Source organism: Brevibacillus gelatini (genome assembly GCF_003710935.1).
In the GTDB taxonomy this organism is placed as follows: Bacteria; Bacillota; Bacilli; order Brevibacillales; family Brevibacillaceae; genus Brevibacillus; species Brevibacillus gelatini.
Genome location: NZ_RHHS01000040.1, coordinates 113,921 through 137,673, shown reverse-complemented (window position 1 = coordinate 137,673; position 23,753 = coordinate 113,921). Strand labels below are relative to the sequence as shown.

General features: G+C 53.3%; 25 protein-coding genes and 1 pseudogene. 5 read left to right on the top strand and 21 right to left on the bottom strand.

Annotated elements, in window-relative coordinates; genetic code table 11:
* Together EDM57_RS23580 and EDM57_RS17550 are read left to right on the top strand one after the other, a co-directional pair.
* A partial coding sequence (locus EDM57_RS23580) for a hypothetical protein (protein ID WP_211338262.1) occupies window positions 1-185 on the top strand: 185 nt, incomplete at its 5' end.
* A 436-nt stretch (window positions 186-621) separates the two neighbouring features.
* Window positions 622-930 (top strand): DUF4406 domain-containing protein, encoded by a 309-nt coding sequence (locus tag EDM57_RS17550; RefSeq protein WP_122905982.1) that lies wholly within the window; start codon window positions 622-624, stop codon window positions 928-930.
* Between the two features lie 259 nt (window positions 931-1,189).
* Here EDM57_RS17550 and sigK read toward each other — a convergent pair whose 3' ends face one another.
* The 5 genes from sigK to EDM57_RS17525 all read right to left on the bottom strand — a co-directional run bounded on the left by sigK (window position 1,190) and on the right by EDM57_RS17525 (window position 5,104).
* Complete coding sequence (sigK, locus tag EDM57_RS17545) at window positions 1,190-1,900, bottom strand: RNA polymerase sporulation sigma factor SigK (RefSeq protein ID WP_122905981.1); 711 nt, start codon at window positions 1,898-1,900, stop codon at window positions 1,190-1,192.
* Between the two features lie 117 nt (window positions 1,901-2,017).
* Window positions 2,018-2,431 carry a DUF4183 domain-containing protein gene (locus EDM57_RS17540; protein WP_122905980.1) on the bottom strand — a complete coding sequence of 138 codons (414 nt, stop codon included), beginning with the start codon at window positions 2,429-2,431 and terminating at the stop codon, window positions 2,018-2,020.
* A gap of 225 nt (window positions 2,432-2,656) precedes the next feature.
* The gene (locus EDM57_RS17535; RefSeq protein WP_122905979.1) at window positions 2,657-2,941 is read right to left on the bottom strand and encodes a DUF4183 domain-containing protein; all 285 of its coding nucleotides are present in this window, start codon (window positions 2,939-2,941) and stop codon (window positions 2,657-2,659) included.
* Window positions 2,942-3,250: 309 nt separating this feature from the next.
* Window positions 3,251-3,817 carry a GNAT family N-acetyltransferase gene (locus tag EDM57_RS17530; RefSeq protein ID WP_122905978.1) on the bottom strand — a complete coding sequence of 189 codons (567 nt, stop codon included), beginning with the start codon at window positions 3,815-3,817 and terminating at the stop codon, window positions 3,251-3,253.
* 201 nt (window positions 3,818-4,018) lie between these two features.
* The gene (locus EDM57_RS17525) at window positions 4,019-5,104 is read right to left on the bottom strand and encodes an HD-GYP domain-containing protein (protein WP_246005838.1); all 1,086 of its coding nucleotides are present in this window, start codon (window positions 5,102-5,104) and stop codon (window positions 4,019-4,021) included.
* 150 nt (window positions 5,105-5,254) lie between these two features.
* Between EDM57_RS17525 and EDM57_RS23775 the strand changes: the two are divergent.
* Window positions 5,255-5,566: pseudogene (locus tag EDM57_RS23775) on the top strand (Mov34/MPN/PAD-1 family protein); the annotation flags it as partial.
* Between the two features lie 91 nt (window positions 5,567-5,657).
* Here EDM57_RS23775 and EDM57_RS17515 read toward each other — a convergent pair.
* The 9 genes from EDM57_RS17515 to EDM57_RS17470 form a co-directional block, all read right to left on the bottom strand.
* Entirely contained in the window at window positions 5,658-7,487 is a 1,830-nt protein-coding gene (locus EDM57_RS17515) for a peptidoglycan D,D-transpeptidase FtsI family protein (RefSeq protein ID WP_122905976.1), read from the bottom strand.
* Window positions 7,488-7,605: 118 nt separating this feature from the next.
* Window positions 7,606-8,247, bottom strand: a complete 642-nt coding sequence (gene udk, locus EDM57_RS17510) for a uridine kinase (RefSeq protein WP_122905975.1) — start codon at window positions 8,245-8,247, stop codon at window positions 7,606-7,608.
* A 42-nt stretch (window positions 8,248-8,289) separates the two neighbouring features.
* Complete coding sequence (locus EDM57_RS17505) at window positions 8,290-8,934, bottom strand: O-methyltransferase (protein ID WP_122905974.1); 645 nt, start codon at window positions 8,932-8,934, stop codon at window positions 8,290-8,292.
* Window positions 8,935-9,004: 70 nt separating this feature from the next.
* On the bottom strand, window positions 9,005-10,105 hold the full coding sequence (gene mltG / locus EDM57_RS17500) for an endolytic transglycosylase MltG (RefSeq protein WP_211338261.1): 1,101 nt from the start codon (window positions 10,103-10,105) through the stop codon (window positions 9,005-9,007).
* Window positions 10,106-10,281: 176 nt separating this feature from the next.
* Window positions 10,282-10,572, bottom strand: coding sequence for a DUF1292 domain-containing protein (locus EDM57_RS17495; protein ID WP_122905972.1), 291 nt, complete (start codon window positions 10,570-10,572; stop codon window positions 10,282-10,284).
* Window positions 10,573-10,578: 6 nt separating this feature from the next.
* Complete coding sequence (gene ruvX / locus EDM57_RS17490; protein WP_122905971.1) at window positions 10,579-10,995, bottom strand: Holliday junction resolvase RuvX; 417 nt, start codon at window positions 10,993-10,995, stop codon at window positions 10,579-10,581.
* Between the two features lie 9 nt (window positions 10,996-11,004).
* Window positions 11,005-11,265, bottom strand: coding sequence for an IreB family regulatory phosphoprotein (locus EDM57_RS17485; RefSeq protein WP_122905989.1), 261 nt, complete (start codon window positions 11,263-11,265; stop codon window positions 11,005-11,007).
* Between the two features lie 120 nt (window positions 11,266-11,385).
* Entirely contained in the window at window positions 11,386-14,034 is a 2,649-nt protein-coding gene (gene alaS / locus EDM57_RS17480; protein ID WP_122905970.1) for an alanine--tRNA ligase, read from the bottom strand.
* Window positions 14,035-14,357: 323 nt separating this feature from the next.
* Window positions 14,358-15,422, bottom strand: a complete 1,065-nt coding sequence (locus EDM57_RS17470) for an AI-2E family transporter (RefSeq protein WP_122905968.1) — start codon at window positions 15,420-15,422, stop codon at window positions 14,358-14,360.
* A gap of 378 nt (window positions 15,423-15,800) precedes the next feature.
* On the opposite strand from EDM57_RS17470, the gene EDM57_RS17465 reads away from it, so the two are divergent.
* On the top strand, window positions 15,801-16,487 hold the full coding sequence (locus EDM57_RS17465) for a TerC family protein (RefSeq protein WP_122905967.1): 687 nt from the start codon (window positions 15,801-15,803) through the stop codon (window positions 16,485-16,487).
* Window positions 16,488-16,607: 120 nt separating this feature from the next.
* On the opposite strand, the gene EDM57_RS17460 is transcribed toward EDM57_RS17465, so the two are convergent.
* From EDM57_RS17460 to cymR, 7 genes are all read right to left on the bottom strand, one after another.
* Window positions 16,608-16,802 (bottom strand): hypothetical protein, encoded by a 195-nt coding sequence (locus tag EDM57_RS17460; RefSeq protein WP_246005837.1) that lies wholly within the window; start codon window positions 16,800-16,802, stop codon window positions 16,608-16,610.
* 32 nt (window positions 16,803-16,834) lie between these two features.
* On the bottom strand, window positions 16,835-17,041 hold the full coding sequence (locus EDM57_RS17455; RefSeq protein WP_005832479.1) for a hypothetical protein: 207 nt from the start codon (window positions 17,039-17,041) through the stop codon (window positions 16,835-16,837).
* Between the two features lie 24 nt (window positions 17,042-17,065).
* Complete coding sequence (locus EDM57_RS17450; RefSeq protein WP_122905965.1) at window positions 17,066-17,557, bottom strand: PRC-barrel domain-containing protein; 492 nt, start codon at window positions 17,555-17,557, stop codon at window positions 17,066-17,068.
* 74 nt (window positions 17,558-17,631) lie between these two features.
* Window positions 17,632-19,893 (bottom strand): SF1B family DNA helicase RecD2, encoded by a 2,262-nt coding sequence (gene recD2, locus EDM57_RS17445; protein WP_122905964.1) that lies wholly within the window; start codon window positions 19,891-19,893, stop codon window positions 17,632-17,634.
* A gap of 101 nt (window positions 19,894-19,994) precedes the next feature.
* Window positions 19,995-21,659, bottom strand: coding sequence for a methyl-accepting chemotaxis protein (locus EDM57_RS17440; RefSeq protein WP_122905988.1), 1,665 nt, complete (start codon window positions 21,657-21,659; stop codon window positions 19,995-19,997).
* Window positions 21,660-21,860: 201 nt separating this feature from the next.
* Complete coding sequence (locus EDM57_RS17435) at window positions 21,861-23,009, bottom strand: cysteine desulfurase family protein (protein ID WP_122905963.1); 1,149 nt, start codon at window positions 23,007-23,009, stop codon at window positions 21,861-21,863.
* Window positions 23,010-23,051: 42 nt separating this feature from the next.
* Window positions 23,052-23,471 carry a cysteine metabolism transcriptional regulator CymR gene (gene cymR, locus EDM57_RS17430; RefSeq protein WP_122905962.1) on the bottom strand — a complete coding sequence of 140 codons (420 nt, stop codon included), beginning with the start codon at window positions 23,469-23,471 and terminating at the stop codon, window positions 23,052-23,054.
* 99 nt (window positions 23,472-23,570) lie between these two features.
* Between cymR and EDM57_RS23425 the strand changes: the two genes are divergently transcribed.
* Entirely contained in the window at window positions 23,571-23,744 is a 174-nt protein-coding gene (locus tag EDM57_RS23425) for a hypothetical protein (protein ID WP_170163465.1), read from the top strand.
* Window positions 23,745-23,753 lie beyond the last annotated feature (9 nt).

Here is a 23,753-nt window from a genome sequence, read left to right as displayed (position 1 = left end):
CCATTTGGAAGTGGAATTTAGTTCAGAAAAATCAGTTTATTAATCCTGGCGATTTTTATGCAACGCTAGTGCCAGCAACCATATCCCGCAACAAGATAAATGATCGCTCTCAGTGGCTTGGGCAGCCGAAACAAAATTTTACCGAATGCCAATGTCATCACGAGCAACGGTACCGCTACCCATAAAATTAACTTCAAGATGCCACCAACTATAAGGTCAACGAACGGTTCCATAGGTTCCATACTCACTCCTTGTACACTTGGAAAATTCCCCCTTTCCTCATTCCCTTCAACCGCAAAAAATAAACAACCTATCCAACGAACGAACAATAGACTGTTTGCAACTCGCTCAGAAATTTTTGCCTACGCACGGGTGAGAACTGTCTGTACGCTGCTCTTGGTGTTCTTGAGCAGGCGGGCGATGTCTATGTCTTCAAACGAAAATCCTTCTCCGTTCGCGGGACGTAAAACTCGCACTGGCGGTCGTTGAGGCTGGACAAAACATCCTCAGTTGAAACCACTGCCACTCCTTCAGTCCCGATATGTGGCTTTCTTTTTTACTCTCGAAATATTTCCAATTCTCGATTACTATAGATAAAAATGATTTGAAAGGAACTGAAGTATGAAAGTAATTACGCTTTGTGGTTCCACCAAATTCAAAAAACAATTTGAAGAGGTAAATGCAAAACTTACTATCCAGGGGCATGTTGTTATTAGCTTAGGGTTCTTTGAACAAAGTGAAGGGATCGAAATAACGCCTGAGCAAGAGGCACTATTTGAGTTGATTCACTATAAAAAAATCGATTTAGCTGATGAGATTTTTGTTATTGACGTAAATAAATACATTGGAGAAAGTACTAGAAAAGAAATTGAATATGCAAAACGAAAGGGTAAGGCTATCACTTACTATTCTTCAAGTGATTTCATTTAATTGATACCTATCAAACTGTCAACGCCATTTGGCCGACCGGATGCTTGTCCCGCTCAAACGATGCTACGATTTTTTTCGTTCTGGGAGCAGAGCAAAAGGAGTACCCGAAGGCACTCCTAACGTTTTCATATAGTAGCAAGCATTTGTCGCACTTGCTACGCAACATTGCCGGATACGACAGTACATTTCACTCCAACTCAGCCATATTTACAGGAGAAAAAACCACTAGCCCGAAACCCGCTAGCGGTTTCTATCCGATTCATTTCCCCTGCGTCTGCTTCGTCCGATAAAACTCATTAAACAACTTCATCAACGCCCGCTTCTCGATGCGGGAAACGTACGAACGGGAAATGCCAAGCTCGCGGGCGATTTCCCGCTGTGTTTTTTCCTTGTCCTGATCGAGTCCAAACCTGCCGATAATCACTTCTTTTTCCCGATCATCGAGGATGTGGATGTGCTGATAAATTTTGTTCGATTCCAGCTTGAGCTGGACCGCGTCCACCACTTCGTCTGTTTCGGTACCGAGCACATCGATAAGCGTAATTTCGTTCCCTTCCTTGTCCGTACCGATAGGATCGTGCAGAGAAACATCCTTCTTCGTTTTTTTCAGACTGCGCAAATGCATAAGAATCTCGTTTTCGATACAACGGGCCGCGTACGTAGCCAGCTTCGTTCCCTTTTCCACCTGGTAGCTCTCGATCGCCTTGATAAGTCCGATCGTGCCGATAGAGATCAGGTCTTCACTGTCTTCACCCGTGTTTTCAAATTTCTTCACAATGTGCGCCACCAGCCGCAAATTGTGCTCAATCAGCTTGTTGCGGGCGTACGGGTCGCCTTTTGCCATGAGGCGGAGGTACTTTTCTTCTTCCGTATCCTGAAGAGGCTGGGGGAACGCGTTGTTCTTGACATAAGCGACAAACATGAGAAGTTCCTTGAACACAAGGGAAAGCGCCGCGATGATGCTGGACATGGCTGCCACCTCCACGTCTGGATAGCTTACTTTTATGCTTATGTGGGCGAATACCCAGATGTGCAAGTACCAACGGAAAATCGGCGTCTGCATCCTCGCGGGCTTGCCATTGGCAGTTCAGGAAGTGACGATCTGGATAAACTGCAAAATAATCGGAACGCCTTGGGCGGGTACCTCGCTCAGTACGAGTAACCCGTTTTGCACGACATAGCTGTTGGGCGGCTGCAAAAGCCCGTTGATGAACAAATTGACGATTGACACCGACTGCTGTCCGAGTATTCCTGAGGTGCTGAGCTGTGGCACGGCATCTGCATCGGTGTACATATTTTTTTGCCCATCGGAAAACGTCGTGTATTGATAGATCGCGGTGGTCAGCAGTCCGGGCGTGCACGGACACGGCGGACAAGGGGGACAGGTAGGACACGGCTGTCCCGGATAAATGTCCGGACAACCCAAAGGCATGAGCTGATAGCGCACATTCAGGGAGTGTATCCGATTGACGGTGCTTGACAGGATGTTTCGTTGCTGCAAAACTTTTCCCTCCCTCCACGAAAGATGCGGGCACGTTCTGGCGGCTGCCGATTCATCTCCATCGCTTTCCCTGCGCAACTCGGCCAAGTTTTTTGTCCAACGAGAACGGACGAAAAAGAGAGTGCGCCATTTCTCCCAGCAATGCCAGAAGACTTGTGACCGAATGGGAGTACCCCAGGCATGTACAATCGCCTGGGGCTTTCCGCTTTCAATGAATCTCTTGTTTTAGTTGATGACGAATTCAACCAGAACAGGCGTCCCCGCATTCTCAGCATCGCCATCCGGAATCGTGATGGCAGTTGTGGTGATGGTGGACGCGTTTCCTGGCTGCAGAACACCGTTGACGTAGAGGTTGTAGTAGGCAAACGTGCTGGGGAATGCGGTAGCTGCATCACCCGTATCTGTAGTGAACTCGGTTGCGGCAATGGCAAAAGTAGCACCTGTACCTGTTCCGGCACCCATCGTCGCGGTGAAGCGCAGAGACGTCATAAATGGCTTGATGATTGGCATGTAGACCAACTCCTCCATGTAAAGTACGTAAGGAAAAAACCTTACAATACTTATCAAATGAGCGAACCTGCATGCCTGAAACGGACAAACATCTTTTGGGAGGACGTATATTTTCTCGGGTTCAAACCAGCCCACACCATATCTTTGTGCGCCTTGTCAAAAAAACGCAGCCAGCCGAAATGCGCCGTCTTTGCCACAAAAGAAAATCCGGGCACTGTCTTCGTCCATGCGTCAACCTCCTGCTCCCCGCGCTTTTTTCCAATAGAAAAAGCGCCCGCACTCAGCCGGACGCCCTTGCACCGATTCGATTTATGCCGACACCAAAACCCTTTTCACCATATGGCGGAATTGATGCCCGCTCACCATAACCGTTCCGTCCTGACGATAGCCCAATGCCTCGTAGAGCTGGTACGCGCGGGGATTTTCCTTGTCCACCAAAAGGGCGATACAGTCATGACCGCGCTGGATGGCTTCCTGCTCGAACGCTGCCAGCAGCTTTTTGCCGATCCCTTTTCCCCGTTTGTCGGAGCGTACCGCTACCGAATCGAGGTAAAATTCATCGTCGCGCGCTTCCTTGACCAGCGTGGGAGCAATCCCCGTCCGCTCTTTCACAAACTCGACAAACGGCCGATCCAGCACCTCAGTCTGGCTGCCATGATAAAAAAGGGCAAGTCCCACAGGCTCGTCTCCTTCCATGGCGATGACCGCATTTTCGTAGCTGAGCCGATTTCGTTTCTGCGCGAAAAACTGTGCCATCAGCGAAATCGCCTCGCCAGCCGCAGCCGCTCCCGTCAAGGTATGGGCAATATCACCGATCGCCTGATAAATCAGCGGTGCCGCAAATGCTGCATCTTTCGGTTCCGCTTTACGTATCATGGTTCTCTCTCCTTGCGTGTGCGTGCCCATGCGCCGTCTCCGAAAAAGACGGCTTAGAAAGCGACACGTTTTTTTGCTGGCCAGAGCCAACATCAGTCTCATTGTGGCACACTTTGCACCCAAGGTCGAGCTATCCTCACAGCTGTCACAAATTAGCAACAAAAAAAAACCGCTCTCATGAAGAGAACGGTCTGTCCGCGCCTACCCGATCATTTTTTCAATGGTCAGCTTGCGCTCGTATCGCAAATCGAGAAACTCCCCGCTGCGCCGTACCAATGGCCGCATCGGCTCATCCGGGTGAATGAGGATCACTTCTACCTCATCTCCGTTGCTCAGGCGCGCTTTCGCCCCGACGTACAGCAAGGCGATGTATCGCACAAAAATAGTGACCACCTCGATGTTCAACAGCCCGTTGCACGCTTCCTTCCACAAAAGCTGCGCCGCCTCAAAGGGAGAAGTCCTGCCCTTGTAAACCCGGTCGGAACAGATGGCGTCAAATATGTCGGCAACCGCCAAAACCTGGCACTCCAGCGGGATTTCGTCGCCTTTCCGCTGCTCAGGGTAGCCGGAGCCGTCCAGCCGTTCGTGGTGAAGCAGCGCACAGAGCGCCAGCTTTTCTGTGCCGCCTTCCATCTTGCGAATCATTTCGTAGCCGTAGGTCGTGTGCTTTTTCATAATGGCAAATTCTTCTTCCGTCAGCTTGCCCGGCTTGAGCAAAATTTCCTTGGGAATGCGCATTTTGCCCACGTCATGCAAAAAGCCCGCGTTTCCCATAAACGTCACCTGCTGCTCGTCCCATTTCAGCAGACGGGCAATCAACGAACAGAGAATGCCTACGTTCAAGGAATGCCGATAGGTATAGCTGTCGGCTCCTTCCAGCACGTACAGGGAGCGAAACAGCCCCAACTGTTTTGTCGATTTTTCGAGCACATTTGTGAAAATTCGCGAAAAATGCTCCAGACTCGCCACCTTGCCTTGCTGCAACTGTTCGAAAATCATCCGTGTCTCGTCCAGGGCTTGTACGTAAAAAGCGACAGTTTCCTCATCCGCTTCCAACTGGAATAATTGCTGGGAAACCTGCTCTCCCGTTCCTTCTGTCCAAGGATCCACGATTGTTACCTCGCGCACTCGCTGTTTCCAGAGAAGATCCACATGTGCATACGTAATCGTCGTATTCTTACCGAGCAGCAGAACCCCGCTGCTAGAGTAGATGTCATCTGCCAGAACTTGTCCAATCAATTTTTGATTGACGGGTGCCGTAGGCATACAATCACCCTTTCCAGTCATGTATTCTCCTAAATTATAGAAAGGAAGGACGAGAGTTACAATCCTTTTTTCGACAATTTGTCAAAATTTCGCAAGCGGGACCTTCTGCATTCGCCGCACATACGATATAGAACGAATGCTGGCGGTAATGTGGAGGAGGGAACGCATTTCATGACAACACTGTACATCACGCCAAAGGCATGGAAGCAGATCGAGCAGGCTGTACGAAAAAAACCCTCGCTGGAAACAGGAGGGGTCCTGATGGGGTATCCGCTCGGAAATGAAAAATGGGTCGTGACGTATGCCAGCGACCCGGGGCCAAATGCGATTCATCAGCCGCACTCGATCTTTTTCGATGATGATTATTTGAAAAGACTCGTCCGCAAGCTGAGCAGAAAACGCCAGTGGCAATACATCGGCGATTGGCATAGCCACACGATCAAGCGATTGTCCCCGAGCAAAGGGGACAAACGAACCATCTGGACAAAGGCATCACAGTCGATGTACATGTCTTCCTCTCCGCTGATGCTGATTGTCGGGCTTGGCAAGCGCAATCAGCTTCAAGCTCGTGGATTTATTCTCGGGAATACCCTGCGCGAAGTTGGGAAGATCGAGCTGTATAATCGGCAAGCTCATCGACAACTCGGCGAAAAAGCTCCATCGCCTGGTTCTTCCCCCAGCTTGGCTGGTTCTCTGATACGACACAGATCGCATAGCGCGGCTCCTCCAAAGGAGCGTAGCCGACAAACCAAAGGTGGTTTCTGGAATCGCCTGTACTCCCTGTCTGGGCGGTCCCGCTCTTCCCGGCTACCTGCCACGAAGCATCCAGCAGCATTTGGCCGGTCCCAGCCGTAACGACCTTGCGCATCATTTTCCGCAGCTTGCTCGCTGTCACATAGTCGATTCCGGCTGCATCGTGTTTCTGCTCTGGAAACTGGTAAAACGATTGACCGTTTCGATAGGTAATTTCCTTGACCAGACGGACCTGCGCGGGCTGACCGCCGCGCAGGATCGTCACCATCATGTTTGCCGCCTGCAACGGCGTAATCCGCACATCGCGCTGGCCGATTGCGCTCTGGATCAAGACGCCCTCGTCCTCGTAGGACACGTCCTTCGCAAACACCCGACCGCTCTCTTCGCCATCGAGCTGTTTGAACCCGTCCAGCTTGAACAGGTGCGCAGTCGCATGCCCTGCCTGCGTGGTCAAGCCCAATCTGGCGGCGTACTCCTCCAGCTTTTTGGCCCCGACTCTTTTCGCTATTTCTGCAAAAGCGATGTTGCACGACTCCGCGTAAGCCTCCTCCATCGTGACGCTGCCGTGCCCTTCCTTTTTCCAGCAGGAAAAATGGTACTTCCCATACTCACCCGTACATGTAAACCGCTCTGTCGGGGAAATTACGCCTTCTGCCAATGCGGCAGCGGCTACCACTGTCTTGAAGACGGAGCCTGGCGGCAACTGCTTGAACGCTCTGTTTTTCCACGCATCTGCCTGCCCGCTCACATTCGTCTGGTCGTAGTCTGGACGGCTGACAGCCGCGAGCATATCGGCGTTTTGTGCATCCAGGACGATGATGCTGCCTTCCCGCAGGCCTGCCTGATCGGCTGCCGCTTCCAATCTCCGTTGAATGTCCGAATCGAGCGTGGTCAACAGCGACAGCGGGTAATACTGATTGCTTGGCTTCGTATAGCGGATGTCCAGCCCCCGGAGCGGCTTGCCCTGGCCGTCGACGTAGTAGGACAGGACAGACGGCTCCACTCCTTGCAAAAAGCGGTCAAAGCTTCTTTCCAGTCCGGACGCGCCGACGGTAGATTCCGCATTCATTTTGCCGCTCGCCCATTCGTCCGGGTAGAGGGACTCCACCATTTCTGGATTTTTGTGAATGAAGCCGATCAGGTGCTTGGCTACTTCGTCGGGCCGGTAGCGCTCTGTCACCGCCAATGCCACGACACCGGGAATCGCCAGCGCATTGATCTCGTCTGCCTGCTTTTGGGTAAGCTCGATCAGCTTGCCTGTTTCACTACGCAAGAGCAGCGGGACCTTTGCTGTTTCCATCGTCTCGGACAACCGTTCTTTGGACTGGCCTGTAATTTCCGCCAGTCTGGCAAGCCCTTCTGTCCCTTCCAGGCTGCCGCGGGCAAGCGGAAACAAGATCAGGGCGAGATGCTCTACGCCTGTAAACGCATAGCCCCCGCGATCCAAAATATCTCCACGGCCGCTGTGCAGCACGAAGCTTTGCTGCCGCTGCTTGACCGAAGCTTTCACCAGATCGATTCCGCGCCGGGAAAACCGATGGGGCGCGCCGAGCTGTATCCACCACAGACGGGCGATCAGCACCAGCCAGAGCAGTGTCATTGCCATCAGTACGAGAAAATGCCGTCGTTTGATTCGTCGATCAAGCTGCATGCGTTTCCCTCCCCGCCCTTTTTTCCCAGTATTGCCGAAAGCGCCGGACGGGAAACTTTTCCATACAAAAAACACACTGCAACTCGCAGTGTGCTTTGGGTCAAAAGCGGATGGGATGCTACAGCTTCGCGGACTGCCGCTTTTCCAACAAAATATTTTTGATTTTGGTCGACAAAAGGTCGAGTGCCACCCGGTTGTAGCCGCCCTCGGGAATAATGACATCCGCATAGCGCTTGGTCGGCTCAATGAACTGCAGGTGCATCGGACGCACTACGTTCAAATATTGATTGACCACAGATTCGAGCGACCGACCGCGTTCCTCGATGTCGCGCACGATCCGCCGGACGATGCGCACGTCCGCATCCGTGTCGACGAACACCTTGATATCCATGAGGTTGCGAATCCGCTCGTCTTCCAAAATCAGCATCCCTTCGAGAATGATGACGTCCTTCGGGTCTACCCGAACTTGCTCGCTTTTGCGGTTGTGCACCTTGAAATCGTAGATCGGCTTTTGGATCGCCCTGCCCTGCAAGAGCTCCTGCAAGTGGAACAAAAGCAGATCGTTGTCAAAGGCGAACGGATGGTCGTAATTCGTCAAGGCGCGCTCTTCCACACTCAGATGGCTTTGATCCTTGTAGTACGAATCTTGTTCGATCATCGTTACGCTGTCGTTGCGGAACTGGTTGTACAGCTCCTTTGCCACCGTGGTCTTTCCGGAACCACTTCCTCCTGCTACCCCAATCAGTACGGGGTTACCCATGCCACATGTCCCCTTCCTCATGCTGCTTCTAACGATTTCACCCTACGGCTGTATCTGTTTTTTCAAGCTGACCGCCAGTCCGTCCCCTACCGGGATGAACGTCGTCTCCAAATCCGGCCGCTCCGCCAGATGGGCGTTGAAAGCGTTCAGCTTGTCCACCATCGGTCTTTGTCTTTTGCTCGCCTCGTCTGGCGTCGCCACCAATCCGCGGAACAGGACGTTGTCGCTGATGACAAGTCCCCCCTCCCGGAGCAAAGGCAAATACAAATCGAGAAACGCCCGATACTGTCCTTTTGCCGCGTCGATAAACAGGCAGTCGAACTGATAGAAATCAGGCAGTCCAAGCGTTGCGTCGCGCGACAATATTTCAACCCGGTCTGCGCAGCCCGCTTCCGCTACATTGGCCCGTGCCCGTGCCAGGCGTTCTTCATCTATGTCCATCGTGACAATCCGCGCCTGCGGTGCTGCTTCGGCAAGCCAAATGGTCGAATAGCCGATTGCTGTCCCTACCTCCAAAATCGCCTGGGGGCGATGCAGCAAGAGCAGCATTCTCATCACCTGAGCGGAAGCGAGCTGAACGATCGGAATATTTTCTTCCGCAGCTTCCTTTTCCAGTCGCGCCAAAAGCGGCGATCGCGGCGGAACCAGGCCCGACACGTAGTCGTCGATTGCGGGATTGGTTATCATGATTTCACTCCTCTTTCGTTACAACCGCATTATTATAGCATAACTCGCCAAAAAAAGCAGAGGAACCTGGTTAGTTTCCCCTGCTTTTTGCATCATTGGCGTTGTGCTCAGAAAGTGTTTTGGAAAAGTAATGCTCCGATGTTCCGTCTTTTTTCGTGACGTAGAAAAAGTAGTCGTGCTGGGCGGGGTTGACGACTGCTTCCAGCGAGGCTCTGCCCGGATTGGCAATCGGGCCTGGCGGCAAGCCCGGGTTCAGGTACGTGTTGTACGGGCTTTTCACCTTCAAATCCTCATACGTCAGCCGATCCCGCTGTTTGCCCAAAATAAACTGCACCGTAGCATCTGCTTGCAGCGGCCATTTATCGCGGATGCGGTTGTAGTACACGCCGGCGACGATGGGCCGCTCCTTGTCTACCGTCACTTCCCGCTCCACGATGGACGCGAGGCTGACCGCTTCGTCCAGCGTAAGCCCGCGCTGTTTGAGCTGCTCTGTCCACTGCGGCTGCCATTCTTTCTCGAATTGGGCCAGCATCTTGGAGACGACTTCATGCGCCGTGGCGTCCTTGTTCACCTCGTACGTTTCCGGGAACAAATACCCTTCGAGACGATGCTTGCGTTCCTTGTTTTGCGGAATCTGGGCCACAAATTCGTATTCCGGGAACTCTCCTTCGTTCACTTCCTGCAAAAAGGCAGCTTTCCCGACGATGCCTTCCCTGTCCAAATGCTCGGCAATCTGCTCAATGTTCCAGCCTTCCGGAATGGTAAAGCGAACGGCATTCACGACCGTTTTTCCCTCTGCCATCGCCGTAAGCATATCGTCAATCGCTTGTCCTGTTGTAAACTGGTACTCCCCTGCCTTCAGCTGCGGGGCCACCCCTTTGTACTTCACATAGTACTGGAACAGCTCGGCATTGCGGATCAGCCCTTGCTCTTCCAGCAGTCTGCCGATTTCCCGCACAGAGGAGCCAGTAGGAATCGTCACGTTTTTGGCTGTTTGCGGGCCATCGACGGGTTGCAGCCCTGCGTACACGTACCACGCTGCTCCCCCGGCGGCCAATAGGGCGATGAGAAACATGGCCAAAAGCCACATGACAATCCGGCCGCCTCTCCTGCGCCGAGATGTGGCAGGTCTGTCCGATCTGAAATCAGGCTTCGCTGACATTGGTTTCAAGCTAGAAATCCTCCCTTTAGGGTCTCTTCTCTCCATCCCGTCTATTATACAAGAGGTGACTTTCGCTGTCACTGTATACGGTTTATTGGCGAAAAAAGACTGCGAAGAAAGAATTTTGGCTACCAAACCGTTTTTGGAAAGAAAAAAAGAGAGGGCATACGCCCCCTCCCCAAATGTTAAATTCCGTCTTTCTCCAAATCGGCAATCAATGTTTCGAAGGTCGCTTCTACTTGCTCCCACTCTTCATCGTCTTCGATTGGCTGGAGCATGTCCGTACCGTCATAGCGCAGGAAGTGAACCTCGTACTCCTCTTCTTCCTCCTGGTCGACCGGAACGAGCACCAGGTAGCTGCGGTCTTCAATATCAAAAATGTACATGATCCGAAAATCCCGCGGCTCGTCTGTTCCCTCTTCCGTCAGGGCAATCACGTCGCCTACTTCGAATTCTTCCATCATCTCTTCACTCACTTCGGGTCACCTCGATTTTGCGTCCAAAAATCCTTGCAGGATTAATGTGGCCGCCATTTTGTCAATTACTGTTTTGCGCTTTTGACGGCTGACATCCGCAGAGATCAGCATGCGCTCTGCTGCCATGGTTGTCAATCGCTCGTCCCACATGTGGACAGGAAGAGATGTCCGTTCCTCCAAAAGCCTGCCGAATGCCTGGCACAGCTCGGCGCGCGGTCCGATTGTGCCATTCATGTTTTTCGGCAAACCTACTACGAATCCACCTACCTGATAGTGCGCCACCAATTCCTGGATGCGGGCCAAATCTTTTTCCTTGGATTGCCGCTTGATCGTTTCCACCCCTTGGGCGGTCCATCCCAGCTCATCGCTGACCGCAATGCCAATCGTCTTTTCGCCTACATCCAATCCCATCCATCTCGTCATGTTCAAGGTCTACTTGCGCTCGGACAAGTAAACAGTCACCAACTCTTCTATGATTTTGTCCCGTTCCAGTTTGCTAATCAGGCTACGCGCGTTGTTGTGGCGTGGGATAAACGCCGGGTCGCCAGAAAGCAAGTAACCGACGATCTGGGTGATCGGGTTGTATCCTTTTTCCTGCAGGGCTTTGTACACTTCTGTCAATGTTGCCTGCACATCCGCCGAATTCGCTTCCTTGGGCACCGTAAACTTCATGGTATTATCCAACGAACTCACAATCAACACCTCGATTTCCTTAAAAACTTAAAGGTAGTTTCGGTTTTTTGCTACCATACTGTATTCGACCTGGATGGAACCTACTCCTTGTCGATTTTGCAAATTTCTTGGCGGGACCGGCTATTTCGCTACTGCCTGGCTTTTGACGAGCTCTGCTACCGCATCCAGTGCTTCTTGCAGCTTGGAAGGGTCTTTTCCGCCCGCCTGCGCCATGTCAGGACGTCCGCCACCGCCGCCGCCGCAACGGGTAGCCACTTCCTTGATGATTTTGCCAGCGTGGATGCCTTGATCCATCAGGTCTTTGGTCACGCCAGCAACGAGATTGACCTTCTCGCCATCGACAGAGCCGAGTACAATCACTGCGGAGCCGAGCTTGTTTTTCAGTTCGTCTACCATGCCGCGCAGGTTGTCCATATCGGAGGCAGAGACGCGTGCCGCGAGGACGTTCATGCCGTCTACCTGCTTGAGCTGGTCGGTCAATGCTGCCGCTTCGATGTTGCCGAGCTTCGCGCGGAGCGATTCGTTTTCACGCTGCACTTCCTTGAGCTGCTGCTGCAGGCTTTCTACGCGTGCAGGCGCTTCAGCGAGCACAGGTGCTTTCAGTGCCTGTGCCACTTCCTTCAATGTGGTGAACTGCTGATTCAAGAACTGGTAAGCCCCACGGCCAGTCACAGCTTCGATCCGGCGCGTACCCGCCCCGATGCCGCTTTCGCTGACCAGCTTGAACAGTCCGATTTCGGCCGTGTTATTGACATGGCATCCGCCGCACAGCTCCAGGCTGTAGTCGCCGACTTTGACCACGCGCACGATGTCGCCGTATTTTTCGCCAAACAGCGCCATGGCCCCCATTGCTTTTGCTTCTGCCAGCGGCTTGTTGGAGATTTCCACGCTCAGGTTTTCCCACACTTTTTCGTTGACGATCGCTTCGATGCGCTCCAGCTCTTCCGGCGTAATCGCGCTGATGTGCGTGAAGTCAAAGCGCAAGCGATCCGGGGCTACAAGCGAACCTGCCTGATTGACGTGCGTGCCCAGTACGTCTTTGAGCGCCTGATGCAGCAAGTGTGTCGCGGTATGGTTTTTCGTAATCGCCAGACGAGCTTCGCGGTTTACTTCCGCGCGTACAGTGTCGCCTTTGCGCAGTGTGCCTGCTTCGATGATGACAGAGTGTACGTTTTGGCCTTTTGGCCCTTTTTGTACATCTGTCACGCGCGCTTTGACAGAATCGGAGAGCAGGTATCCCTCGTCGTTGATCTGACCGCCGCTTTCTGCGTAGAACGGAGTTTGATCGAGAATGACCTGTACAGTTTGCCCTTCTTCTGCTTCGTCAGCCAACTGGTTGTCGAAAATGATCGCTTCGACTTTTCCTGTTGCTACCAATTCAGTATAACCAACAAACTGGCTTGTAACCGTCAATTCGGACAGCGGACCGCCCTGGATTTGCATGCTGTCTACGTCCTGGCGGGCTGCACGCGCACGTTCGCGCTGTTCTTCCATCGCCTTGTCGAAGCCATCGCGATCCACTGTCAGACCTTGCTCGCTGGCGAAGTCCTCTGTCAGATCGACCGGGAAACCGTAAGTGTCGTACATTTTGAACACGTCCTGACCGGACAGTTGCGATTGGCCGTTTTCTTTTGCCGTCTTGACCATCTCGGACAGAATCGCCAGTCCATCGTTCAGCGTCTCATGGAAACGCTCTTCTTCCGTGCGAATGACTTTTTCAATGAACTCGCGTTTTTGCACAACCTCTGGGTAGAATTCGCCCATCATGTTGCCGACAGTCTCAGTCAGGCTGTACAGGAACGGCTTCTCCACACCCAGCTTTTTGCCCATGCGCACAGCGCGGCGCAGCAGGCGGCGAATGACGTAGCCGCGGCCTTCGTTGGAAGGAAGCGCTCCGTCCCCGATGGCAAACACGACGGTACGGGCGTGGTCAGCGATCACTTTCAGCGCTACGTCAAGCTCTGGGCTTGTTTTGTATTGCACGCCGGAGATCTCGCTTGTCCGCTCGATCAATGGGAACAGCAGGTCTGTTTCAAAGTTGTTGTCCACGCCCTGGAGGATGGAAGCCATCCGCTCCAGCCCCATGCCGGTGTCGATGTTTTTCTTGGGCAGCGGCGTGTAAGTGCCGTCCGGGTTGTGGTTGAACTGGGAGAACACCAGGTTCCACACTTCAAGATAACGCTCGTTTTCCCCGCCCGGATACAGTTCCGGATCGTTCGGATCGTTGCCGAATTCTTCGCCGCGGTCGTAGAAAATTTCCGTATTCGGACCGCTCGGACCTTCGCCGATGTCCCAGAAGTTGCCTTCCAGACGGATGATGCGCTCTTCCGGAATGCCGATTTTTTTGTTCCACAGCTCATACGCTTCCTCGTCTTCCGGGTGAATGGTGACGGAGAGGCGCTCTGGTTCAAAGCCGATCCATTTCGGGCTGGTCAAAAACTCCCATGCCCACTCAATCGCCTCTGCCTTGAAGTAATCGCCAATGGAAAAGTTGCCCAGCATCTCGAAGAAGGTATGGTGGCGAGCTGTGCGGCCTACGTTTTCAATATCGTTGGTACGGATTGATTTTTGCGAATTGGTGATGCGCGGGTTGTCCGGAATGATGCGGCCGTCAAAATACTTTTTGAGCGTCGCCACGCCACTGTTGATCCACAGCAAGGATGGATCGTCGATTGGAACAAGCGGAGCGCTCGGCTCGATGCGATGTCCTTTCTCCACAAAAAAGTCAAGGAACATTTTGCGGATCTGATTGCCTGTCAGCTTTTTCATCTGCATTCTCCTCTGTACAAAAATAAATAAAAAAGCTCCCATCCCCTCAGGGACGAGAACTGTTTTTTCTCGCGGTACCACCCTGCTTACAGACTTCCTTTCATGCCAAAAAAGCACGGATCGTCTGTCGCTTTACGGGCATGTAACGGTGCCGACCCGCCGGTTTTTGCCCGGTCTTAGGAGTAGCCTTCGGTTGCCCTTCTTCTGAGCGCCCTCTCAACCGTGGAGCCCCCTCTCTGTAGAAGGTCTGCAACGTACTCGTTCCCTCATTGATCTCGCTTGTACTCATATGTTCGTATTATAAATTTTTTTCCTGATCGATGTCAACTTTCATGCATCATGACGGCAATCCGACTGATGACCACCTTGCATACGGCGAGCACCGGCACCGCCACGATCAGGCCGATAATTCCCCCGAGCGTCTCCCCGACCAGCAGCGCCACAATGATCGTCAGCGGATGCAGCTGCAGCGAGCGTCCGACGATGTTGGGCGACAGGATGTTGCCTTCCAGCACCTGAATGACCAAGTTGACGACGATGACAAAAAGCAGCATTTTCGTCGAAATCGTCAAGGCGACGACCATCGCTGGCGCTGCCCCGATCAATGGTCCGATGTAGGGAATGATGTTCGTCAGGCACACGACTGCGGCGAGCACAAACGGGTACGGCATCCCGATCAGCCAATAGCCAAGGTAAGCCAGCACCCCGACGATCAGGGCCACGATCATCTGCCCATGTATGTAGTTGCCGAGCGATTCGTTGATGTCCCGCAGGACGACGAGTACCTGCTTGCGGTACGCTTTTGGCACGATGGACATGCCCGTCTCATGCAGCGCCTTCATATCTTTCAGAAAATAAAAGGCGATAAACGGCACGATGGCAAAGGCGAACAGCTTGCCAAGCGAATGACGCGCGTTGTTGACGAGCCTGGTTACGGAGTGGGACATTCCTTCCTGCGACTGGATGATGACCCGGTCTACCCCGTGCGAGATACTGTCTGGCAAAAAGTATTTGTATGCCTCCCACTCGCTCATCCACTTGTAGTACCAGTCCATCAGCCGGGGCAAGTCGTCGGACAGCTCCACCAACTGATTCGTGAAAACGGGAATGGCGTTGATGACGGCGATTGTGATAACCAGCACAAACGAAGCGTAAATAAGCAGGACAGCCATCAGCCGGGGAACTCTCCTTTTTTCCAGCAAAACGACAATCGGGTGAAGCAGGTACGCGATCACCAGACCCAGGATGATGGGAATCAGCACTTCCTCCAAAAGAGCAAACAGCTGTGCGAGAACCGGGCGAATCATCCACAGCAAATTGCCGATGACGAGCAGCGCGATCAGCCAAAGCGCAGCAGCAAACAGGCGGCTTCGGCGCAGTTCATCCACGAAGGACACCTCCTCTCCATTTCCATTAGGGTGTGTTCTTCGCACAAAAATCATGTACCCTATTGACACCCGGAAAACACCGAAGTAGTATGTATTTACAAGAGGATATCTCCAAAGGGGAGTAGCTTTTTCGCAACATAGTCGTCATTACGGGAGAAATCCCCGGCTATGTTGGCAACATGCTTTTTGCGATGTTGTAAGCAAGACCTTTGCCTGTCAGGTAAAAGGTCTTTTTTTGTTTTCAAACGACCTTTGCCTGTCCAGGGAAAGGTCGTTTTCTTTTTTGCCCCCGTTACAAACACTATAGGAGGTATCAAGAAAACGGCCGGAGGATAACTCGCTTTTATCTTCAAACAGGATGAGGAGGAGGAAGAGAAAATGGAACTACTGCTGCAACCTGAATTTTGGTCTGCCCTGCTCGCGATCGTCGTCATCGACCTCGTGTTGGCCGGTGACAACGCCATCGTAATCGGGATGGCCGCGCGAAATCTGCCCGCCGAACAGCAAAAAAAGGCAATCATCCTGGGAACGGTCGGTGCAATTATCATCCGTGCTTTGGCAACACTCGCCGTTGTCTGGCTGCTGAAAATCCCTGGTCTTTTGCTTGTCGGTGGCCTGATCCTGATGTGGATTGCCCTCAAGCTGCTCGTCTCGGATGACGGCGAAGAAAACATGAAGCCTAGCGGAAGCCTTGGCGCTGCGATCTGGACCATCATCGTGGCCGATACGGTCATGGGTCTCGATAACGTCATCGCTGTTGCCGGTGCCGCACATGGTGATTTTCTGCTCGTCATCGTCGGACTGGTCATCAGTGTACCGATCATGGTGTGGGGCAGCACGCTGATTTTGAAAATCATGGAGCGTTTCCCGATTGTGATCTACATCGGGGCTGCCGTCCTCGCTTACACCGCCGCCAGCATGGTGACAACCGAAAAATTCCTGGCACCGTTCTTCACCGCGTACCCATGGGTCAAATGGGTGTTCATCGTCGCTGTCGTCGTCGGCGTGCTGTTGATCGGACGCATGAAAAGCCAGCAGCAAAAGCGACTGGCCGAACAAAACTAAACATCTTTGAACCAAAGCTCCGTCCTCTTTGTGCGACGGAGCTTTTTGCTGCACAAAAAAGCACCCGAACTCATTCTATGCTCGGGTGCTTTTGAACGTTCCTGTTGCCATCATGTCTCGTTAACGGGTAACTGCACGCATCAGCTTGCGGCCTGTCTTCATCATGCGAGTCATATCCCGCATGGAGAAGGGCAACTGCTTCCAATTCAGCGAAAAACGGCTGCGGCGGCGCGGGGCTATCAAATATCCGATGACAGCCACAATTCCGCTTGTGGCAAGGACGCGCAATAAACTTCGAGTAAACAAGCGTGCCACCTCCAGTTGTTTTTCTTCACATGAAGGAGTAGCTACATGTTCAGTTGTGCGGAAACCGTTTGATCTTCAATAAACAGATCGTTGAGCGAATGCAAGGATCCGTCTTCCTCCACCTGGTAGACAGAAGCAATCTGCTCGTTGGAAACGCTCATCTCTATAAAGCAATTCCAGCAGTAGTATTGATTGGTTCCAATCTTCCCTACATCTTTGGAACTGCAGTTCGGGCAAATGACACGCATCACGCTTTTCCTCCCTTATCACGCCTAGGTACGAACAAAGTCCGGCACGATCAGGTTGTCCTCCCCGATGATGACGGAAGCCGGTGCAGGCAGACGCTTGCGCCCTTCTGTCACATCTGCAAACCAGCCGTTGGACAGTTCGTACCCTACAAGTTTCTCCCAGTTCGCTGAAAAGTAAACATCTTCCAGCCTGCCAAGGAGTTCTCCGGAAGCGGTAATCACCGCTTTTCCTTTTAGCTTCATTTTTCCCGTCACGATGCCGACAGGTTCAATCCCGGCGAGATGAGGCAAGGGCGTGATCGCGTCTTTTCCCGTTACGGTAAGGCAGGACTCCCCTACCGCATGAATCTGCTCGGTAGGAATATAGGTACCTGAATGGAACCAACCCTGTTCGCTCAGCAAGACTCCTCGTACATGCCAAGTGGAGTCGCAAAGAATGTCACGTACGGTGCCAAGCGTCTCTCCGGTTTGGAGGCAAACGACTGGCAAACCGACTGCATCCATTGCCTTGCGCATGTGGGACATCCCCCTTCCGCTCTTTTAGTATCGGGCGAAAGCAGCATGTCCATTCGGCGCAAATGGTTCCAGCTTCACTCCTGCTGCAGCCGTTCCTGCAAAAAGCTGTACCGCACTCCTTCTTCGTCGGCTTCCACGGCTGCACGAAACGCATCCGGCTCCCCGCACATGATGAGGAATGATTTGCTCCGCGTAATGCCCGTATATACGAGCTTGCGCCTGAGCATCCGGTAGTAGCTTTTGACAAACGGCATGACGACGATCGGAAATTCGCTCCCTTGTGATTTGTGTACGGAACAGCAGTAGGCAAGCGTCAGCTGATGGTAATCCGAACGCCTGTACACCACCTCCCGATTGTCGAAAGCAGCAACCAGCATTTCCTGGTTCTCTGCGTTTTCGTTCGGGAAAAATATCGCAACAATTTCACCCATATCGCCGTTGAACACCTGTTCTTCGGCATTATTCACCAACTGCAGAACCTTGTCGCCTGTGCGAAAAGTCGTGTCCCCGAACTTCACCTCGCGCTTTTGCGGGGTTTTCGGGTTGAACAGCTCTTGCAGTTCTTCATTCAGCCGGTTTACCCCGGCGCTTCCTTTATAAATAGGCGCCAAAACCTGTACATCTTTTGCCGTATATCCTTTTTTTACGGCTCCCAGACAAATTTGTTTCACCACTTCGGGAACATCTTGTGGCGAACTTGTGAAAAATCGCCGATCCGGCGTCGTATCGAGCAAATCGGCCGGGACGTGCCCTTTGCGCACATCATGCGCCAGCCGGATGATCGTGGACTCTTCAGCCTGGCGGTAAATTTCCGTCAACTGCACCATCGGCAGCAGCCCGGAGCGGATCATGTCGAGCAACACGTTGCCTGGGCCAACGGACGGCAGCTGGTCAGGGTCGCCAACCATAATCACCTGCATGTCGTCCGGCACGGAGCGAAACAGTTGGTTTGCCAGCCAGACATCGACCATCGACATTTCGTCCACGATCAGCAGCCGTCCGCGAATCGGATTCTCGGCGTCGTGCTCGAAGCTCTCGCCTTTGTAGCCCAACAGACGATGGATCGTCATCGCAGGCAGACCTGTCGTCTCCGTCATCCGTTTGGCAGCGCGCCCGGTCGGAGCCACGAGCAAAATCGGGAAAGGATTTTCTTCGTTGTATTTTTTCAGATCGAGCGACAGTCCATGCAACTGCGAAAAGACGCGGCAAATCCCGCGAATTACCGTCGTTTTGCCCGTACCCGGTCCACCTGTGAGCAGCATCAGCCCGGACGTAATCGCCTGTTCAATCGCATCCCGCTGCGTCTGGGCATAGCTGATTCCCAGCTCGTCCTCCACGGCTCCCAGGGCACGGTAAAATTCCGAGGCCGGAAACGATCCGAATGAATCCCGCTTGGCAAACTGCCGCAGCTTGTTCGCCAGACCCAGCTCCGCAAAAAACAGGGAAGGCAAATAGACGCGCTCGTCCTCCCAGGCGACCTTGCTTGCAACAAACAAAGCCTCGACAGCGTGCAAAATGTCTTCCCCGGAAAAAACATGCCCGCCGCATTCCGTCAACAGGCCGAGCGTCTTCTCACATAGCTCATCAACAGGCAAGTAGACGTGTCCTTCCGAATAGGACGCCTCCTGGAGCACGAACAAGGCCGCCGCTTTTACGCGTTCTTCCGACGAAGCGGCTATACCGGTCGCGCGGGCAATATCGTCAGCCCGCTTGAACCCGATCCCGACGACATCCTCGATCAAGCGATACGGCTCTTCCTTGAGCACTGTCATCGTCTCCAGCTTGTACGTCTGGTAAATTCGGAGCGCCATGTTCACGCCAATCCCGAAGTCGTACAGAAAGACCATCGCACTCTCCAGTGAGCGGTGCTCCAGGACGGACTCGTAAATCAGCTTGGCCCGCGATTCGGAAATGCCCTGGATTTCGGCAAGCCGCTCGGGATGATCGGCGATAATCGTCAAGGCATCTACGCCAAGGTGTTCGACGATGCGCTTTGCCATCTTTTTGCCGATGCCCTGAAACAGCCCGCTGGCCAAATAGCGCTCCACGCCAGACAGCGTCTTCGGCGTTTCCCGCTCGTAACGCTTGACCGCGTACTGCTGCCCGAAGCGCGCATGGGTCTTCCACTCGCCGTAGAACGTATACAGCTCCTCCGGGTGAGGCCGAGGGAAGTTGCCGACAATGATGACTTCCGATTCCTTGATCGCTTCTGTCGTCTCTTCTATTTTAAGACGAATGACGCCGTACCACGTTTCTTCATTGTAAAAAATTTCTTGTGTCACATATCCGCGAATAAAGGGTTCCGCAAACAGGGAGATTGATTGCTGCTCCTCCATCTCACCTTCTCCTCTCTTGCCTGCTCCAAGACGAGCAAAGTGGCACGAACAGAAAAATCCACTTTGACAAGGAAAGTGGATTTTTCTCGTAGTCATACGTTTTAAATTGTAAAGCGTTTTACTTGCTCTGACAACTGCTCCGCCATCTGGGCCAGTGTCTCTGCAGCCGCCGTCATTTCCTCGGTCGTCGCAGTCTGCTGTTCGGAAGCGGCCGCTACCTCCTGCGTATCCTTCGCGGCTGTCTCCGCCAGCTCGGCAATTTTTTCGGAGTGTTCGACGAGCCGGAGCGTATCGCGGTGAATGCCCTGTGCCGCCTCATTCATCCGGTTCACCTGCTGGCTGACGTCCTGGACGGCGATCAAAATTTGCTGGAAGCTTTCTCCCGCAACGGCTACACCGCCCCGCCCTGCCTGAACCGCTTCTGTCGTCGTCCCCATCGCCTGGACAGCAGCCAAAATGTCGGTATGGATCGTATGAATCAACGAGGCGATTTCTTCTGCCGCATTTCCTGACTGTTCTGCCAGCTTGCGCACTTCCTGCGCGACGACAGCGAAGCTTCTTCCCTGTTCGCCGGCGCGTGCCGCTTCAATCGCCGCATTCAGTGCGAGAAGGTTCGTTTGTTCGGAAATTTGCCGGATGATCGTGATGATTCCGATAATTTTTTCCGATTGCATGCCCAGCTCGCGAATGACCTGCTCCGTATGGCGGGCGCGGGTCGTAATCTCGTCCATCTCCTGCACAAGCTCTTTCAGCTTGTCCCCGCCATCCTGCGCCAGGCGAAACGCCTGTGTCGCATCGGTATTGACCTGTTCTGTGGCGGTTGCGATTTGCTCGATGTCGCCGCCGATTCGCGTCAAAAAGCGCGTCGTATCCGCTACCGTCTGTTTTTGCACCTCCGAACCAGTCGCAATCTCTGTGGAGGCGAGCGAGACTTGCTCCGCGGCGCGGGCGCTTTCTGCGGCGCTGGCCGTCAATTCCTCGGAGGCAGCCGCCACCTGTTGGGAGACACGCTGCACCTCGCTTAACATGTTGCAGAACACTTCCATCATTTCGTTGTACATCGCAGACAGCTCGCCAAGCTCGTCCCGCGAGCGGACCGTTACCCGCCTGGTCAGATCGCCTCCCTCTGCTGCCTTCATCGCGGCCACCAGCTCTTTCAGCGGACGAACGAGCTTGCTGACGATAAAAATCCCGGTAGCAAGCGCCACGATTGCGCTCAGCAGATTCAGGAGAAACATGAGCGGACGGTTGCTCTCGATTGTCGCAAGCAAGTCGTTCTGATAACTGCCAATCGCGAGAATCCATCCGTTCGGCAAGGCTTCGTACACGACCAGCTTTGTGGCCCCCTGGAACTCGTATTCCAGCCAGCCGCTCTTTTTACCGAGCATCTCCTGCATGAACGCTTCGCCGGCGAGCGAAGTATTTTGCACGTTTGCTTCCGGATGGAAAAGCGCCACGCCTTTTTCATCGACAATATAGGCATAGCCGACCATTCCATTCGGCTTGTAGTAGCTCTCTGCCACATCGCGTACGATTTCGTCAATTTTCTGTCTACTTGCTTCGTTTAAGGTCGTCGTCTGGACGTAAGGGACCAGCTCCCGCGCCTTCAGTTTGGTTATGTATTGCAAATCGGAAACAGTCAGCCGATATACGGCACTCCGCGCACTTTCAAACTGGATATACCCGACGATCATCAGTGGAAGGACGGTCAGAAAGAGAATTGTCAGCACCAGTTTGTAGCGAATCGAGTATCGTCTGGCCATCATCATTTTTCCTCTCCTTGATTAAGATGCGAAAAACTTGGTTCTTCCGGCATGGTTCTACAGAGTCATTTTACCATCATCTTCCACATTTAACCACAAGTGAAAATAATTTGACAATTCGCTCAAAAAGCAAAGCCAACAAAAACCGCCCGGAGGCACTTTCCTGCTTCCGGGCGGTTCCTGTTGGTTTGTGGTGTGTTCCATTTACTTGCTGCGCACGAGGCGGTTGACGATTTGCACCACTGTCTGCGCGGCTTGTCTTGCTTCCTCGACGGTGTTCGTAATGCCGAAACTGAAACGGATCGCGGACCGGGCAATTTCGTCTTCCAACTGCATCGCCACGAGCACGTGCGACAGCTCCAGAGAGCCTGACGTGCACGCCGAGCCGCTGGCTGCTGCGATTCGTGACAGATCGAGGTTCATCAGCATCGTTTCCGTGTGCACGCCAGGGAAGCTGACGTTGAGAATATGCGGCAGTACGCTTGTCGGGTGTCCATTTACATGGTAGGCAATTCCTGCCTCTTCCCAAACGGCGAGCATGGCGGCCTTCATTTCCCCGTATTTGGCAACGCGATCCGCCATCTCCTCCGCTGCGACTTTGACAGCTTCGGCAAAGCCGACGATGCCAGCCAGGTTTTCCGTTCCCGCCCTGCGCTTGCGTTCCTGCGACCCGCCGTGCAAAATCGGCGAGATCGGTACCTTGCGTCCGAGATACAGGGCCCCTACACCTTTGGGGCCGTTGATTTTGTGCGCGGACACAGAGAGCATGTCCACCGGAAGCTGTTTTGCCTGAATCGGCAACACGCCGAATGCCTGTACGGCATCCGTGTGAAAAACAATGCCTTTTTCCCGCAGGAAAGCGCCGATTTCTTCAATAGGCTGGATCGTTCCAACCTCGTTGTTGCCGTACATGATCGAGACGAGCACGGTATCCGGGCGGACAGCCTGCTTCACATCTTCCAGCCGGACAGAGCCTGTTCTGTCTACAGGCAGATACGTCACTTCAAAACCTGCCTGCTCCAAAAATTCACAAGCATGCAGGACCGCGTGGTGTTCAATCCGGGTCGTAATGACATGGCGGCCGCGTTCGCGCTGCACCATCGCCCCGCCAATGATCGCCATATTGTCCGCTTCCGTCCCGCCGCTGGTGAAGATGAGCGATTGCGGATCGGCATCCATAAAGCCCGCGATCGTATCCCGCGCTTGTTCCAGTGCCTTGCGCGCCTCGCGTCCGGCGCCGTGGACACTGGACGGGTTGCCAAATACTTGCGTTAAGTATGGAGTCATCGCTGCAAGTACACGGGGATGCACCGGAGTCGTAGCAGCGTGGTCAAAATACAACATGTCAGACAAAAGTGTCACCTTCTACTGGCTTGGCAGCCGTGCTGAAATTGCTTAAATGTAAAACATATAGTTATCGGTATGTCCGTCATCTTCATAGCTAATCAAATCTTGCAGCGAGGTCGAATCGAGCACCGCGGAAATGCTGTCGCGAATGCGCAGCCACAGCTGGCGCTTCGCCGGGTCCTCTTCTTCTGCAAACTCAACCGGGCTGATTGGCCCTTCCAGTACACGAATGACATCTCCGGCAGAGATTTCATCCGGCTGTTTTGCCAAAACGTAGCCGCCGTAGGCTCCGCGAATGCTTTTTACCAATCCTGCGTTGCGCAAAGGCGCAATCAGCTGCTCCAAATAATGCTCGGACAGTTCATGCTTCTGGGCAATGCTGCGCAAGGAGGTCGGCCCTTCCCCTACCCGGTTGGCCAGCTCCATCATGATCGTCAGTCCGTAGCGTCCTTTCGTAGAAATTTTCACGTAACAACTCTCCTCTTTTTCTTGTGTTTACCCACTCCCTTACCCTACATGACTTGGGCGTCCCGGGACACACTAGCATCTTAGGGGGGTGAAAGCAAAATGGCAACGAACAAGCGCTCGGAACGAGGACGCAACCACCCGTCCGCCACCTTGTACGACCAGCCTGCGGGCACCATTGCCCACAAAGCCCGCTTCGGGGCAAGCGAACAGAGCAAACAGCCGAATGAAAACGGCGATTTGCCGAACAAACCAGGCGGCAACGTCCGCACCTGATGGAATGCT

Coding starts and splice junctions, on each gene's coding strand:
- EDM57_RS17550 (WP_122905982.1), top strand. CDS start 622: ATGAAAGTAATTACGCTTTGTGGTTCCACCAAATTCAAAAAACAATTT.
- sigK (WP_122905981.1), bottom strand. CDS start 1,900: ATGTCCAGCATCATCGCGGCGCTTTCCCTTGTGTTCAAGGAACTTCTC.
- EDM57_RS17535 (WP_122905979.1), bottom strand. CDS start 2,941: ATGCCAATCATCAAGCCATTTATGACGTCTCTGCGCTTCACCGCGACG.
- EDM57_RS17530 (WP_122905978.1), bottom strand. CDS start 3,817: ATGATACGTAAAGCGGAACCGAAAGATGCAGCATTTGCGGCACCGCTG.
- EDM57_RS17525 (WP_246005838.1), bottom strand. CDS start 5,104: ATGACTGGAAAGGGTGATTGTATGCCTACGGCACCCGTCAATCAAAAA.
- EDM57_RS17515 (WP_122905976.1), bottom strand. CDS start 7,487: ATGCAGCTTGATCGACGAATCAAACGACGGCATTTTCTCGTACTGATG.
- udk (WP_122905975.1), bottom strand. CDS start 8,247: ATGGGTAACCCCGTACTGATTGGGGTAGCAGGAGGAAGTGGTTCCGGA.
- EDM57_RS17505 (WP_122905974.1), bottom strand. CDS start 8,934: ATGATAACCAATCCCGCAATCGACGACTACGTGTCGGGCCTGGTTCCG.
- ruvX (WP_122905971.1), bottom strand. CDS start 10,995: ATGACGAGATGGATGGGATTGGATGTAGGCGAAAAGACGATTGGCATT.
- alaS (WP_122905970.1), bottom strand. CDS start 14,034: ATGAAAAAGCTGACAGGCAATCAGATCCGCAAAATGTTCCTTGACTTT.
- EDM57_RS17465 (WP_122905967.1), top strand. CDS start 15,801: ATGGAACTACTGCTGCAACCTGAATTTTGGTCTGCCCTGCTCGCGATC.
- EDM57_RS17455 (WP_005832479.1), bottom strand. CDS start 17,041: ATGCGTGTCATTTGCCCGAACTGCAGTTCCAAAGATGTAGGGAAGATT.
- EDM57_RS17450 (WP_122905965.1), bottom strand. CDS start 17,557: ATGCGCAAGGCAATGGATGCAGTCGGTTTGCCAGTCGTTTGCCTCCAA.
- recD2 (WP_122905964.1), bottom strand. CDS start 19,893: ATGGAGGAGCAGCAATCAATCTCCCTGTTTGCGGAACCCTTTATTCGC.
- EDM57_RS17440 (WP_122905988.1), bottom strand. CDS start 21,659: ATGATGGCCAGACGATACTCGATTCGCTACAAACTGGTGCTGACAATT.
- EDM57_RS23425 (WP_170163465.1), top strand. CDS start 23,571: ATGGCAACGAACAAGCGCTCGGAACGAGGACGCAACCACCCGTCCGCC.